Raw genomic sequence first — 15,542 nt, forward strand, 5'->3', positions numbered from 1 at the left:
CACTCGTAATTCAAGAGTTCCAACGCGAGTCGTAAAGTCACGCTCGTAGTAGCCATTTCGTTGGCTTTTTCGGCTTTCAGATCGTTCATAGTCTTCAGCTTGAATGTATTCAGTTCGCTGGTTTTCCATCAATTGATTGAATACAGTGGTCAAAATGTTTTTAGAGACATCGTCTTTTACAGAATTTTCAATAATACTTTGAACCTCTTCATTGTTCAGTGTAAAATGTACTTGGGTCATGTAAAGTCCTCCTGGGTATGTTTTTAGTGGTTAAAAACATTGTACCGTAAAAGGGCTTTTACATGGCCTTTTATCTTTTACACAATTATATGGACTTTATCGATTCTATAAGCCCTTTACTTAGCGACACATAAACATTTTGATACAATACAGTTGTAGTTATAAAGGATATTATGGTCACTAAGTTACACATATAAAATTTTATGGAGGTGTTGTAATATGGCAAATTTCTATGGAAATGATCCTTTTTTCAACAATGATATGGATGATGTTTTCAATCAATTATTTCGGGGCATCATGGGTAATCAAAATTCGGAGCGTGCACGGTATTTTGTTAATGGACAATCGTTGACACCGGATGAGTTTACTCAATACCGAGCAACTGGTAAGCTACCCCAAAATAATAAAACAATAGAAGTATCTAAAGATGGTCAACAGGCTGTTAAAAAAGGAGGGATTTTAGAAAAATTAGGGACTAATTTGACGGAACAGGCTCGTGATGGCTTACTAGATCCAGTGATTGGACGTGAGAATGAGATTCAAGAAACTGCAGAAGTTTTGAGTCGTAGAACGAAAAATAATGCAATCTTAGTTGGTGAGGCCGGTGTAGGTAAAACTGCAGTCGTCGAAGGTCTGGCACAAGCAATTGTGGCTGGTAAAGTTCCAGAAACGATTCAAGATAAAGAAATCTATTCGATTGATTTATCGTCTTTGGAAGCAGGAACTCAATATCGCGGTTCTTTTGAAGAAAACATTAAACAACTGGTAGAGGAAGTTAAAGCAGCTGGTAATATTATTCTATTCTTCGATGAAATTCATCAGATTATCGGCACGGGTGCCACTGGTGGTGAAGATGGTGGCAAAGGATTGGCTGATATCATTAAACCTGCTTTGTCACGTGGCGATCTGAGTGTAATCGGGGCTACGACTCAAGATGAATATCGCAATACTATTTTGAAAAATGCGGCTTTGGCACGGCGATTCAATGATGTTGTGATTAATGAACCGACGGCCGCTGACACTTTACGTATATTACAAGGTGTTAAAGAGCTGTACGAAAAACATCATCATGTTGTATTACCAGATGATGTTTTGAAGGCGGCTGTGGATTATTCAATCCAATATATACCACAACGCTCTTTGCCAGATAAAGCTATCGATTTGATCGACATGACTGCGGCTCATTTAGCGGCTAAAAATTCGCAAACTGATGTTGAGACATTGGATCAACGCCTTAAAAAATTAGAGGCAGCTAAGGAGGCCGCCATTAAATCGGAGGACTTTACAAAAGCCGCTGATATCAAGAAGTCGATCGAGGAAACCAAGCAAAAAATTAAACAAACGGATCAAAAAGAAAAAATCACTGCCACGATTGATGATGTGGCACAATCGGTTGAACGTTTAACTGGTATACCAGTTTCTGATATGAGCGCTAATGATATTGAGCACTTGAAAAATCTTGATAAGCGTCTGAAAAGTAAGGTAATCGGTCAAGATGAAGCGGTTGAAATGGTAGCAAGAGCAATTCGGCGTAACCGTGCGGGCTTTTCAGAGGGTGATCAGCCGATTGGAAGTTTTCTGTTTGTGGGCCCAACTGGCGTAGGAAAGACTGAATTAGCTAAACAATTAGCCTTAGATATGTTTGGAAATGAAAATGCGATTATTCGGCTAGACATGAGTGAATATGCTGATCGTACAGCTGTGTCGAAATTAATTGGTACCTCGGCTGGATACGTAGGCTATGAAGATAATGCTAATACTCTAACTGAACGGGTTCGGCGTAATCCATATTCCATTGTATTATTAGATGAAATCGAAAAGGCTCATCCACAAGTATTAACGTTACTGTTACAAGTGATGGATGATGGGCGCTTAACGGATGGACAAGGCAATGTCATTAATTTCAAAAATACGATTATTATTGCTACTTCTAATGCTGGCTTTGGTAATGAAGCATTAAGTGGTGACAAGCAACGAGATCAGTCATTAATGGATAAGTTAGCACCATTTTTCCGCCCAGAATTTCTGAACCGTTTTAATGGAATCGTGGAATTTTCACATCTGACTAAGCAAGACTTAAGTCAAATTGTCGATTTGATGTTGGCGGATGTACAAAAAACTTTAGCCAAAAAATCCATCACACTTGAGGTAACTAAAGCGGCCAAAGAGTGGCTGATGGAACAAGGCTATGATGAAGAAATGGGTGCGCGGCCATTACGGCGAGTAATTGAACAACAAATTCTTGATAAGGTAACGGATTTCTACCTTGACCACTTAGATGTCAAAAACTTGAAGGCTGATTTAGTGGATGATGAGATTGTGATATCGGCAGCTTAGCTTAAATCAGTGTTCATAAATAACTTTATGTAAGAGGAGATTTATTAGGAAGGAGATTGCTTGATAGATCTCCTTTTTTGGCTCTTCGACATTTAGTGTTGGTAGAGAAAGATACAACTGAAAATTTAGTCATAACCAGTTAGGCAGAGTGCTTAACTGGTTTTTGTTGTGCGCCCAGCATGGGCGATAACTTGGTGGTGAAAGTCCACTACAGGCTTGGCAGTAGGAACTGTTAGCTGAAGGCAAGGGTGTCCACCGTGAGCTGGAATCTGAAGGAAGCTGAAAGCAAATACTCGCACTGACGAACAGAAATCTCATATGGAGGCTGGATTGGGACGGACGAGCTTGCAACACAAAGCAAAGTCCAATACTGCACGAATCCCATTTAGTAAATGAGGCAGTGACATGAGTGGAAGGTTATCGCACCTTACCTGGGGAGGTCTGTGGTATGTCAACACTTAATTAGACAACTTTTTAAAGGTTTGATAATTTGTATTCTTGTGGCGATAAGTAACCGAGCGACCCGTGAATACGAATCTTATTGTACCAATTAACGTAATCAAACAGTTCAAGGTCCAGTTCTTTCTGATTGAATCATAAAGCCAATGATTTCTCGGTCGCCGTCTTCTGTAATTCCGATCGCAATATGGCAGCTTTTAGACAGCACTCGATGATCTTCTCGTATCTTTATGTAGAGAACATCCGTCATGAGATAAGGGTAATTTGTGTTTGAAAGCGAGCGATTCTGCCATTCATTGACCAGTGGATCTAACTGTTCGGTAAGGCTAGAAACGAAGGATTTAGAAACTGATTTACCACACAGTTCTTCAACGATTTTTGAGACTTTACGAGTAGAAACACCGGACACATACATCTCTAACATAGAAGCGAGTAGTGCCTTTTCATTTCGTTGATAACGCTCAAACACCGTTGGTGAAAATTCACTATCACGTGTTCGAGGAACTTTCAGTTCAAGCGTGCCCACTCGTGTCGTATAATCTCTTTCGTAGTAACCATTTCGTTGACTAGTTCGCGTCTCTGTTCGTTCATATTCTTTCGCCTGAATGTATTCAGAACGTTGTTCTTCCATCAATTGGTTAAAAATTGTTGTTAAAATATTTTTCGATACATCATCTTTTACCGAATGTTCAATTATACTTTGAACCTCTTCGGTATTCAGTGTAAAATGTACTTGGGTCATATGAAGTCCTCCTAGGTATGTTTTTGTCGTTAAAAACATTGTACCGTAAAAGGACGTTCATATGGCCTTTTTACTTTTACACAATTATATGGACTTTATCAAAATTTTAATACGTTCTTCTTTATTCATCGTGCATATCTCCTTTCATATATCTTAACCATACAACTTTTGAAGTGAATACGGAATTAAAATGGGTTCTGTGAATGTATTGAATGAGATATAGAATCGCGGTTACAGTATGTCGACAATGATTTCCATGCACGATAGAGTAGCTGACTTTGCATATTACTTTTAAGCATAATCCACGATTTCCACTCCGGCCTGTTTGCCGGTTCCTTCAAACACTTCGCCGGTGCGTTTGTCCTGTAGCCGGATGTGAACCCTTCCAATGTCGTGATATGGACCGGAACGTCGACGACAGAAAAAAAGAAACTCGCTGTGGGATTTTCAAAGTGATTGCTTTGGAGCCAGATATATTTTTGGGGAAACGACGTGCCCCAGTCTTTTTCGAGGTACCCTTTTCCGCCGGTGAAATCCACTTCCTGTCCGTCGATGGACAAACTTCCCTGCAGCGTATGGGTCATGCTGATGACGCCGTGGTAGCATTCCATTCTTGGGATGTAGCCCACGAATCCCATGATGCTGGGCTGCAGCAAGGATGTTTGAATCGGATGAAAGTCGCCTAGTCCCAATTTTCCGCTGATGGTCATTTTTTCATCATGCAATTGCACGGATACCAGCTGTTCAGAAAACACCGACTCCCCGATTTGCATGACAAACGGTTCTTGTTGATAATGGAACTGATCGATCGGGTAGCGGACGTATCCCGTATGGGCGGATTTTTCCCCTGTTTCTGTTGTTTGGACAAAGATGTATTGGATGAAACTGTGCTTATCCCCGTCAATCAAGCTGACAGCCGGGATGAAACTGATGGCTGTTTGTTCATCGGCAGTTACTTGTTTGTAGTACCACCCTTCAAAATAGTGCTTCTTATCCAAACTCCCTTAAAACATGATCGGGTTTCTTACTTTTTTCAGCATCCATTCCCCTCCTATGTAAATGATTCCTGACGGTCTTTTCTTCATTATAGAATGAATTGGATCAAACGCTCAGCCATCCGACTCGAAGAAGCAGACAGCAAAAAGAGAGGGGAGCATCGCTCCACCTCTCTTTTTTAGTTTTATCCGTTGATGGTTTGTTTCAATTCCGTCAAATCGGATTCAGCAATCACTCGGTCCAATTCGTCGGTGTGCTGTTGTGTTTCGTTTTCGGTCCATCCATAGTAGCGGGCCATCTCATTGATGACCGCTGTCTTCAACTCATCCAAACGGTGACGGTTGAACAACAACAAGTTTGTGCGGCGCAAGAAGAAGTCGGTTGGTGTCAACGTCATTTCTTCTTCCAAGGCATAACGCAAGCGGATAGCATCCACTGTATCCAGTTCGCCTTCTCCATCTACTTCATCTACCAGTTCGAATACTTTCGGCGCATTCGAGCCATAGAAACCGGCGATGTACCGCGCACTTTCTTCATCCAATCCTTTGTCGATTCCGATTTGTGCCAGACGTTCGGTTTCTTCTTCCACATTCGCCGGATCAATGTCCCCTCCGGAAACGGGATAAGTTTTCGAATCGATGGCTTCATAGGTCAAGCCGTGCTCTTCTTTCAGAATGGCTAAGATTTCTTTCATCGCACCTTCTGCCATTTTGCGGTAATCCGTGATTTTTCCGCCGGCCAACGTCAACAAACCGTCTTCGCTGCGGGTCAAGGAACTGCCGCGTGAAACCGCAGATGGGTTTTCACCGCCGTCTGCCGCTTCGCTTTCCAAGTTCAACAACACGTTGGAGACGTCATCGCGGCTGGCTTTGTTGTCCAGGTAGGATTCCACAACGGAAATCACTTCATTAACGCTCTCGTCTGACAAAGCGTTTTTGGTTCCACCGTTGTAGTCAGACGGATTGGAAGACAGAAGCGGACGCAACCCGGCCCAGCTGGCTTCGATGTCATCCACCGTGATTCCAGCTTCCGGATAACGGCCGTTGACGACTTCCAGTAAATACTCGACATCTTCTTTGGTGACGGTCGGGTGTTCCAAATCACCGGTGTAGTCGGTGTCTGTCGTTCCGAAATACGTTTTGCCTTCACGCGGGATGACAAACACCATCCGCCCGTCTTGTCTGCCGGTGTCAAAATACGTCGTCTGCGGAACGGATAATTTCTCACTGGAAACGACCAGGTGGACACCTTTTGTCGGACGCATTTGCGGTGTGAACGTCTCTTCTTCCGCCATTTTCCGGATCGTGTCGGACCATGGACCGGTGGCGTTCAATACCACACGTGCGCGGATATCGAAGGTTTCGCCGGTCAATTGGTCTTCCACTTTGGCTCCGTAGACCCGTCCGTTTTCATCCTGAAGCAGGTCGACCACTTTCATGCGGCTGACCATGTATCCGCCGTCCGCAGCGGCGCGTTTGATGTTTTCAATCACCAAGCGGCTGTCGTTGTTGACGTAGTCCAAATAGACACCCGCACCCAACAAGCCTTCTTCTTGCAAAGCCGGCTCCCGTTCCAATACTTGTTCTTTTGAAAGGACGTAGTTGGCATATTTCGTGCCTGTCACATCGGCCAATTGGTCATACAAATCCATCGCCACTTTCAATGAAAACATCGTGAACGTGGAATTCGGTTCATCATAAATCGGCAGGAGCATCGGGGATGGTTTTGGGATGTGGGGAGCGATGCGCTGAACGGTTGCACGTTCGGAGACGGTGTCCGCCACCACTTCCACGTCGAAGTTCTTCAAATAACGGATGCCGCCGTGGACCAATTTCGTTGAACGGGAAGAGGTTCCTTCCGCAAAGTCCTGCATTTCAACCAACGCTGTTTTCAATCCGGATGCAGCAGCCTGCAAAGCCGCTCCTGCACCTGTGATTCCACCGCCAATGATCAGCAAGTCCAGAGTGTCTTCCTTCATTGCTTGAATGTCTTGTTTTCTTCTTTCTAAAGAAAATACCATGCCATTCTTCCTCCTTTAATCAATGGTTACATCTGGTTTGAATGTTTGGGTTGCTTCAACCGCGACTTTCCAATTGTGGTACAGCTTCTCACGTGTGTTGTCAGCCATGGACGGTTTGAACACTTCGCCTTCTTCGTACAGCGAACGGATTTCATCCAAATCTTTCCAGTAACCGACGGCCAATCCGGCCAAGTACGCGGCACCCAGCGCGGTCGTTTCCAAGTTGTGCGCCGGTTGGACATCGATGCCCAAAATATCAGCTTGGAACTGCATCAGCCAACGGTTGCGCGCGGCTCCTCCATCCACTTTCAACAACGGAATTTCAATGCCTGCATCTTGTTTCATTGTATCAATAACGTCTTTCGATTGGTAAGCAATGGATTGCAGGGTCGCTTTCACGAAGTCTTCCCGTGTGGTCCCTCGGGTCAAGCCGAATACGGCTCCGCGTGCATCCGAGTCCCAATAAGGAGCGCCCAGTCCGGTGAAGGCCGGAACGACATACACATCGTTTTTGCTTTTGGACGCTTTGGCAAACAACTCGGATTCGGCGGAATTTTCAATCATTTTCAATCCGTCTCTGAGCCACTGCACCGCTGAACCGGCGACAAAGATGCTGCCTTCCAATGCGTAGTACACTTTGCCATTGATGCCGTATCCGATGGTCGTCAGCAAGTTGTTGTCGGACAACTGCGGAGTTTCACCGGTGTTCATGACAATGAACGATCCGGTTCCGTAGGTGTTTTTCACCATGCCCGGTTCGAATCCCATTTGACCGAACAATGCGGCCTGCTGGTCACCCGCCATGCCGGCGATCGGGATTTCGGTGCCATAGAAATGGTAGTTTTTCGTGTGGCCGTATACTTGGGAGTTGGAAACCACTTCCGGAAGCATTTGACGCGGAATGTTCAACAAATCCAAAATGTCTTGGTCCCAATCCAAATCATGGATGTTATACAGCATCGTACGGCTGGCATTGGAGTAATCCGTCACAAATGCGTCCCCGCCTGACAATTTCCATACAAGCCAAGTGTCAACGGTCCCAAAAAGGAGTTCGCCTTTTTCTGCCCGTTCCTGCGCGCCTTCCACGTGGTCCAAGATCCAGCGAATTTTCGTGGCGGAGAAGTACGCGTCGATGGTCAAGCCGGTTTTTTGGTGAACCATCTCCTCGTAACCTTCTTGCTTCAATTTTTCCGCGATGGGAGCAGACTGACGGGACTGCCAGACAACCGCGTTGTAAATAGGGTAGCCGGTTTCTTTGTCCCAAACGATGGTCGTTTCACGTTGGTTGGTGATCCCGATAGCGGCGATTTCTTTCGGCTTGATGCCGGATTCGATGAATGCCCCTGCGATGACGGACTGTACGGAATTCCAAATTTCATGTGGGTTTTGCTCGACCCATCCGCTTTGCGGAAACAGCTGGGTGAATTCTTTTTGAGAACTGCCCACTGGGTTGATTTGTTTGTCATAAATAATAGCCCGCGAACTGGTGGTTCCTTGATCGATGGCCATGATGTATTTCTTTTCGCTCATATTGACTCTCCTTTACGATGTGAAAACGATTTCTTTCCGACAAGTCAAATTGTATCACGCTTACATGGAGAAAAATCGTCATGTTTTTGGAGAGCATTTCAAAAAATTGAGAATATTTTTACTTCTTCAAGGATTGAAGGATGCGTTCGATGTTTTTTTGGTCGAACGGAGAAAACAATTCCGACAACACGTAGACTTTTCCACCTGTTTCGAGCGGTTCCGCTTCTCTGCGGTCCGTGACAATCAGGTCATATGGCTTGTCCGGTTGGCATTCTTCGGCCTCCACTCCATTGACTTTTTCGATCAACAGCCCCAAGAGAGAGATGGTTGTTTCTCGGTACATCGGCAGGTGCTTCAAATCGATCCCCACTCGCAGTACCTGACGCATTTCCATCGTCACCATAACCAGGACGCTGAAATACCCCAAAAGGCTCCATTCCATCAAGCCGTTGTTTGTTTCATTTGGAAGCTTTAATTTCTCGACGGTGATTTCGCGCAGCGTTTCGGCGAAAGAACGGACGGATTCTTCTGCGATTTTCTGTTCCTGCTCAAGCAGAAACAGACGGTCGTGCACTTCCAAATCTCCTTTGAAAAAATACAACGCGGCATGGATTTGCGAAAGGGTGTGGTACATCCTTCGCTCGAGCATGTACGGGAGTTTCCGATAGCCGTACTGGATGATGATCGTCTCCACCAAGTAGGTATCCAACGAAGCCGCCGGTGAATTTCGATTTCTGGTCAGACGGTAATCATGGAAAAAGGGCTCTGGAAGCACGCCTGAAGACAGCAAAAAGACAAACAACATCTGCGCATCCTCTTCGTCCGGCTCAACGGAGTACCGGCTGGAAAACCGCCACAACATGGATCGGATTTTTTGGTACAGCTTATCTTCCATATATGGAGTCATGTTTTCTTTCAATCGGATCGACACGGTTTTTTTAGTGTGCATACGGTGCTGGGCAATCTGCAGCCATAAGAAGACACGCGCCTGATTTTCCGGCTCAAAAGACACCTGCAGATAGTTTTCCATCGTCTGCACTATCTGCAGGCTGATGCCCGCTTCTCGTTCTTTCAGTGCTTCTTTTCCCTGCACAAACCGGTAAAACAAGTAATAGAAATAACGAATTTGCAGTTCTTCCCCCTGAACCCGGCCATTCCATATTTTCAGTTCAAACTCCTTCAAATAGCGGTTCAACTCTTTGATTTTCCGGGACAACGAGGATTCGCTCAAAGCCAATTGCGGAGCCAGCTGGGTAAGCGAGAATTCATGATTTCGGAAGAGATAATCAAGCAACTGGACCTTCACAGACTGTTTCAAGTAAAAATGTTGCAGCTCCTGCATCGAAAACAACTCATCCATCCATAGACGAACGGCTCTTCCATCGTAATCCAGAGCGATGTTTTCGGACAACGGCCGCAAAGAGTACGCGATGCTGTCCAATGTGCTTTCCAGGGACGCTTTCGTAATGTCCAAATGTTCTTCCAGTTCCGCATAGTCTGCCTCCCCGCCCGAATGGATCAAGTAACTGACAAGCTGTAGTTCTCTTTTTTCTTGTTTTTCAAGAAAATCTTCTATCCGCATGCACTTGCTTACCCCCTCTCAAAAGGATGTTCCAAGTTCGTCACATCCACCAAATCTGTGAATCCCGCTTGAAAGAAGTACTCCTTTCCAGTCAACGTGTCCATAGGTTGTTCGGTTTGAACCGCCAGCGCAAACGTATTGATGGCCTGCAGGATATTTTCTTTGGAAATGAGTTGGACGCCCAGGAGAACCTCGGTGTCGGCGTCAGTGATGTATTTCAAATGGACAGTTTCAGCATCCGGCAGCATCGACGTCTTCGTTTCTTTGTGGTGCACGCGGACGGGGCGGGCATAGAACTGCGTTTCGGCTTCTGTGAGGCCGGTGCTCGCTATATACCACCCAAAGGCCTGTGCCGCCACGGTCCGGACCGATCCTACAAACGGCCGGACCGGTTCCATGAGGTTTTCCGCTGCAGTCATACCGGTTCGGACGGCGTTGTTGGCAAGCGGCATATAAAAGGATTCTCCGGTCAGCGGGAAGGGCGTCTGCACGCAGTCTCCCACTCCAAATACATCAAGGTCTTCCGTCCGCAAATACTCGTCCACCATCAGCGTGCCGTCCACATTCAGAGGGAGCTGACCGTCCAAAAAGGCTAGATCCGGGCGGACATTGACAGAGAGCAGCGCCGCATCACAGACCGCCGATTCGTCCCCCAGATGCAGCACCAGCTGTTCGCCTTGTTCTTCGATAGCCGTGACTGCCCGGTGAAACTTCAAATCTACCCCTTTGCGGATCATTTCTTCCTGTAAAGGTTGAATCATCTCGGAGTCAAAGGATTTGAACAACACGTTGTCCATGCTTTCCACCACGGTGACTTGTTTCCCGTTTTCATGCAGCGCTTCGGCGGCTTCAATGCCGGCTTGCCCGCCGCCGATGACCGCTACGTGTCGGCTTCTTTGGATCACTCCCCACGCCTCTTCTGCTTGCGCGCGTTGTTTGTACGTCAACACTTTTGTCGATTGGGTGCCGATGATTTTGTGGGAATAAGGAGTGGAACCGGCCGCCACAATCAGTTTGTCGTAGCGGTATACGTCAGAACCGGAATCCGTCGCACACACTACGCTTTTTTCTTTCAAGTCCACCCGGCGCACTTCGGTGTCCAAGTACACTTGAATCCCTTTTTCTTTCAGTTCTTTTGCGGTCATAAAATAGGCTTCATCCAGAGAAGAAATGCTTCCCGAAAGAAGCAGATTCAAGCCGCTTGGAAGATACCCCAGACTACTCGTTTTTTCCAACAGGATGACGGTGGCCTGCGGGTGTTTTTTTCGTGTTTGCAGCGCCGCTGAAATGCCTCCAAACGATGCGCCGATAATGACTACGTTCATACAACCCTTCCTTTGCTTGGGTACTGGTGTTTTTATGTGCCTGATCACGCGAGAGTCTCTCACTTTCATCATAGCATAATATTGGAAACACTTTCGACTTTTGAGACATATAAAAAACGGCAAGGCATCCGTCTCTATGGATGCCTGCCGTTTCGTGTCACACGCTGACTTTTTGAATTTTTCCTTGTTCCACATACACCATCAAGATCGAAATGTCTGATGGGTTGACGCCGCTGATCCGGCTGGCTTGGGCAATGGTTTCCGGCTGGATTTTTTCCAACTTCTCCACCGCTTCGGTTGCCAGTCCGTTAATGGCACGGTAATCAATGTTTTCCGGGATACGTTTGTTTTCCATCCGTTTCACTTTGTCCGCTTTGCGGAAAGCTTTTTGAATGTACCCTTCGTATTTGACGTGAATTTCCACTTGTTCGGCGACTTCTTTCGCCACTTCTTCTTCGACCGGCGCGAATTTCACAATGTCTTTGTAGGAAATTTCCGGACGGCGGAGGAAATCATATGCCAATACTCCGTCTTTCAACATCGGCGCACCAATTTCAGACAGGAAGGTTTGAATGTCTTCAGTGGGTTTCAAACGTGTTTTTCTTAACCGCTCCAACTCAGCTTCCACCGCTGCTTTTTTCTCCAAGAAGGCTTGGTAGCGTTCTTCAGAAAGCAAGCCCAGCTCATGGCCGATTTCAGACAAGCGGAAATCCGCGTTGTCATGACGCAAAAGCAGACGGTATTCCGCACGGGACGTCAACAGACGGTACGGTTCGTTGGTGCCTTTGGTGACCAAATCATCAATCATGACACCGATGTATCCTTGGTCGCGTTTCATGATGAACGGGTCTTTTCCTTGGACCTTCAATGCGGCATTGATTCCAGCCATGATGCCTTGTCCGGCCGCTTCTTCGTATCCGGATGTGCCGTTCATCTGACCGGCAGTGAAGAGCCCGTCAATGAGTTTGGTTTCCAAAGATGGACGCAGTTGGTAAGGTTTGACCACATCGTATTCGATGGCATACCCGGTCCGCATCATTTTGGCGTTTTCCAGTCCTTCGATGGAACGCAAAACGTTCAACTGCACATCTTCCGGCAGAGACGACGACAATCCTTGGACGTAAATCTCATCGGTGTCGCGTCCTTCCGGTTCCAGGAAGATTTGGTGACGCGGTTTGTCGCTGAAACGGACCACCTTGTCTTCAATGGATGGGCAGTAGCGGGCGCCGACGCCTTCCACAATTCCGGTGAACATCGGAGCGCGGTGCAAGTTTTCACGGATGATGTCATGCGCGCCTTCGTTTGTGTACGTCAAGAAGCACGACACTTGGTCTTCCAAGTAAGCACTGTCCGGCGTTTCAAAACTGAAGTGATGCGGGTCTTTGTCTCCCGGTTGTTCTTCCGTCACGCTGTAATCGATCGATTTTTTGTGGATACGTGGAGGCGTTCCTGTTTTGAAGCGATCCAAATCGAATCCGAGTTCCAACAAGTTTTCTGACAACTTGACGGATGGCTGTGAATTGTTCGGGCCGGACGAATACTTCAATTCGCCGATAATAATTTGTCCGCGGGAAGACGTGCCGGCGGTCAAGATGACCGTTTTGCTGCGGTAGATGGCGCCGGTGTCGGTGATGACACCTTGAACCACATTGTCTTCCACGACCAGTTCTTCCACGATCCCTTGACGCAAGTCCAAGTTGTCTGTGTTTTCCAGTGTGCGTTTCATCTCAATGGAATACAGGTTCTTGTCTGCCTGCGCACGCAGGGCCCGGACAGCCGGTCCTTTGGCGGTATTGAGCATCCGCATTTGGATGTAGGTTTTGTCGATGTTGCGGCCCATTTCTCCGCCCAATGCATCGATTTCCCGTACCACAATTCCTTTTGCCGGTCCGCCAATAGACGGGTTACACGGCATGTGGGCAATCATATCCAAGTTGATGGTGACCATGAGCGTTTTGCTGCCCATGCGTGCGGCTGCAAGAGCCGCTTCGGAACCGGCATGTCCGGCACCGACGACGATGACGTCGTAGTTTCCTGCTTCATAACGTTGCATCCACGTTTCTTCCTTTCTAGGTTCAAATTAAAATTTTTATGTCTAGCGGTTGAGTTAAAGGATTCAACCACTCTTTCATCTTCTAGTGCAGCTAAAACGCGCTCCAAAATGCAGACCCGACGTCCACTTTGTCATGGCTGTAGTTGCGTTGGCAACGTACAGACATGATACACTTGGGCATCGACCCACAGTGCCTCCAATGCTCTGAGAATCTTCGTCCCTCATCTGCTTATTCGCTCCAGTTGCCATAGCCGTTGCCGCTTCAGCGGCTTACGGATATGGTATGCGTTAGAAGATTCGGGTCTAAACGCATTTTGTCACGCTCTGCTTTTCCTTATTTTCCTAAACAGAATTGGCTGAATAGTTGGGTGATCAGTTCGTCTTGGACGCTGTCCCCTGTGATTTCACCCAAATAATCCCATGCACGGGTCATGTCGATTTGGACCAAATCAACCGGCATGCCGCTTTCGATGCCTGTGATGACATCTTCCAGTGCACTTTCTGCGTCTTGCAGCAAAGAGATGTGGCGGATATTGGAAATGAGGTTGGCGTCGCGTTCCCCGGTCTGCCCGGAGAAGAACAAGTCGGCGATGTTGGCTTCCAACTCGTTGATGCCTTCCTGCGTGACAATGGACGTCCGGATGATGGGGCTGTCCCCGGCCGCTTTTTCCAATTCCTTCATGTCCAACCGGTTTTCCAAGTCCATCTTGTTCAAGATGATGATCCGGTGATTCTCCTCGGTCGCTTGGAGCAGCACGCGGTCTTCTTGGGTCAACGGTTCGTTCTGGTTGAACACCAAAAGCACCAAATCTGCTTCATTCAACGCCTGGCGGCTGCGCTCTACGCCGATGCGCTCCACCACGTCTTCTGTTTCACGGATTCCTGCCGTATCGATCAGACGCAATGGCACCCCTTTGACGCTGACGTAATCTTCGACAACGTCTCGTGTGGTGCCGGCAATTTCTGTGACAATCGCTTTTTCTTCTTTCAACAATACGTTCAATAAACTGGATTTTCCGACATTCGGACGGCCGATAATAGCGGTCGCCAACCCGTCCCGCAAAATTTTCCCTTGTTGGGCAGATTCCAACATCTGAGAAACAGTCGCTTTGACCTCTCTGGCTTTTTCAACCAACAATTGGGACGTCATTTCTTCCACATCGTCGTATTCCGGGTAATCGATGTTCACTTCGACCTGTGCCAGTGTTCCTAAAATATCGGCACGCAATTGCCGGATCAATTTCGACAAGTTGCCGTCCAATTGGCGGACTGCCATGCTCATCGCTTTGTCGGTTTTGGCGCGGATGACGTCCATAACGGCTTCCGCTTGAGACAAATCAATCCGTCCGTTCAAAAATGCCCGCTTGGTGAATTCCCCCGGCTCTGCCAGGCGTGCCCCGTTTTGCAGGACCACTTGCAGGACTTTGTTGACAGCCATGATGCCGCCGTGCGTGTTGATTTCCACCACGTCTTCACGGGTGTAGGTTTTCGGTGCACGCATGATGGTCACCATGACTTCATCGATCAGTTCATCTGTTTTTGGATCATGTATACGCCCATAGTGGATTGTATGGGTGTTTTGGTCTGTCAGTTTCTTTTTTCCTAAGCGGTAAACGCGGTCGGCAATTTCGAGGGCCTCATCGCCACTGATACGGACGATTCCAATTCCGCCTTCACCTGGAGGAGTCGAAATAGCCGCGATTGTATCGAATTCAATAGACATTCTAATAAAATCCTCCTTTTATGCATAAAAAAAGTGCCCAGACCACCCAATACAAATTCTGATTCCTAAGGGGCGGAAAAGCACTTTCACTACTTTACCATCATACTATTCGGTTTCTTATCTCAACGGTGTAAAATATACCGGTTTTTGCCTTTAAAGTCAAGTTTCTAACTTATTTTAAGTTAGTTGTTAGATTTTTGTCAAATTTGCTTTTTCGCCGGTATGTGTCAATACTTTGGCGGAAACTTTTCTCTAGAGATGGTAACTCTTCAATTTTAATATTAAAATGGCTCGTTCTGTGTGTTTCATTACCCAAACATTTTCTTCAGTTGTCCCATTGGACTTGATGTGGAACTATAATTAGCTATTTCACCTATTTTAACCCCTATAGAAGGACGATGAATCTTTTTCAAAACAGCTCTAACAGCCCCTTTAAATTCAGGGACAATGGTTTGTTCAAATGCAGGTAGTTCCGCTCTCAAAGCTTCTAAAAGCGTTCCGTTTTTACGAGCTGAAATAATGGAAGCTAAGTTTC

10 protein-coding genes and 2 pseudogenes are annotated in these 15,542 nt (G+C 46.6%); 1 reads left to right on the forward strand and 11 read right to left on the reverse strand.

What is annotated here, in order from left to right; all coding sequences use genetic code 11:
- Nucleotides 1-240, reverse strand: a 240-nt coding sequence (locus G470_RS0108735; RefSeq protein WP_028274502.1) for an IS256 family transposase, incomplete at its 3' end; no start/stop codon positions are given.
- A 219-nt stretch (nt 241-459) separates the two neighbouring features.
- On the opposite strand from G470_RS0108735, the gene clpL reads away from it, so the two are divergent.
- On the forward strand, nt 460-2,577 hold the full coding sequence (clpL, locus tag G470_RS0108740) for an ATP-dependent protease ClpL (protein ID WP_028274503.1): 2,118 nt from the start codon (nt 460-462) through the stop codon (nt 2,575-2,577).
- Between the two features lie 474 nt (nt 2,578-3,051).
- Here clpL and G470_RS14170 read toward each other — a convergent pair.
- The 10 genes and pseudogenes from G470_RS14170 to G470_RS14560 form a co-directional block, all read right to left on the reverse strand.
- Nucleotides 3,052-3,162: pseudogene (locus G470_RS14170) on the reverse strand (IS3 family transposase); the annotation flags it as partial.
- Nucleotides 3,155-3,778: pseudogene (locus G470_RS13175) on the reverse strand (IS256 family transposase); the annotation flags it as partial. The pseudogenes G470_RS13175 and G470_RS14170, both read right to left, overlap by 8 nt.
- Before the next feature lie 185 nt (nt 3,779-3,963).
- The gene (locus tag G470_RS13180; protein ID WP_051258517.1) at nt 3,964-4,776 is read right to left on the reverse strand and encodes a tocopherol cyclase family protein; all 813 of its coding nucleotides are present in this window, start codon (nt 4,774-4,776) and stop codon (nt 3,964-3,966) included.
- 182 nt (nt 4,777-4,958) lie between these two features.
- On the reverse strand, nt 4,959-6,794 hold the full coding sequence (gene glpO, locus G470_RS0108755) for a type 1 glycerol-3-phosphate oxidase (protein WP_028274504.1): 1,836 nt from the start codon (nt 6,792-6,794) through the stop codon (nt 4,959-4,961).
- A 15-nt stretch (nt 6,795-6,809) separates the two neighbouring features.
- On the reverse strand, nt 6,810-8,324 hold the full coding sequence (gene glpK / locus G470_RS0108760; protein ID WP_028274505.1) for a glycerol kinase GlpK: 1,515 nt from the start codon (nt 8,322-8,324) through the stop codon (nt 6,810-6,812).
- 118 nt (nt 8,325-8,442) lie between these two features.
- Nucleotides 8,443-9,906, reverse strand: a complete 1,464-nt coding sequence (locus G470_RS0108765) for an AcpB/EbpR/MafR family transcriptional regulator (RefSeq protein ID WP_028274506.1) — start codon at nt 9,904-9,906, stop codon at nt 8,443-8,445.
- Between the two features lie 8 nt (nt 9,907-9,914).
- Entirely contained in the window at nt 9,915-11,231 is a 1,317-nt protein-coding gene (locus G470_RS0108770; RefSeq protein ID WP_028274507.1) for an FAD-dependent oxidoreductase, read from the reverse strand.
- A 157-nt stretch (nt 11,232-11,388) separates the two neighbouring features.
- Nucleotides 11,389-13,284, reverse strand: a complete 1,896-nt coding sequence (gene mnmG / locus G470_RS0108775; RefSeq protein ID WP_028274508.1) for a tRNA uridine-5-carboxymethylaminomethyl(34) synthesis enzyme MnmG — start codon at nt 13,282-13,284, stop codon at nt 11,389-11,391.
- A gap of 334 nt (nt 13,285-13,618) precedes the next feature.
- A complete protein-coding gene (gene mnmE / locus G470_RS0108780; RefSeq protein ID WP_028274509.1) occupies nt 13,619-15,007 on the reverse strand; it encodes a tRNA uridine-5-carboxymethylaminomethyl(34) synthesis GTPase MnmE in 1,389 nt (462 codons plus the stop codon).
- A gap of 308 nt (nt 15,008-15,315) precedes the next feature.
- Nucleotides 15,316-15,542 (reverse strand): hypothetical protein (locus G470_RS14560; RefSeq protein WP_028274510.1); only part of this gene is annotated, 227 nt, incomplete at its 5' end.

It is taken from the genome of Atopococcus tabaci DSM 17538, assembly GCF_000429585.1.
GTDB classification, from domain to species: Bacteria; Bacillota; Bacilli; order Lactobacillales; family Carnobacteriaceae_A; genus Atopococcus; species Atopococcus tabaci.

Coding starts and splice junctions, on each gene's coding strand:
- mnmE (WP_028274509.1), bottom strand. CDS start 15,007: ATGTCTATTGAATTCGATACAATCGCGGCTATTTCGACTCCTCCAGGT.
- glpK (WP_028274505.1), bottom strand. CDS start 8,324: ATGAGCGAAAAGAAATACATCATGGCCATCGATCAAGGAACCACCAGT.
- clpL (WP_028274503.1), top strand. CDS start 460: ATGGCAAATTTCTATGGAAATGATCCTTTTTTCAACAATGATATGGAT.
- mnmG (WP_028274508.1), bottom strand. CDS start 13,284: ATGCAACGTTATGAAGCAGGAAACTACGACGTCATCGTCGTCGGTGCC.
- glpO (WP_028274504.1), bottom strand. CDS start 6,794: ATGGTATTTTCTTTAGAAAGAAGAAAACAAGACATTCAAGCAATGAAG.
- G470_RS0108765 (WP_028274506.1), bottom strand. CDS start 9,906: ATGCGGATAGAAGATTTTCTTGAAAAACAAGAAAAAAGAGAACTACAG.
- G470_RS0108770 (WP_028274507.1), bottom strand. CDS start 11,231: ATGAACGTAGTCATTATCGGCGCATCGTTTGGAGGCATTTCAGCGGCG.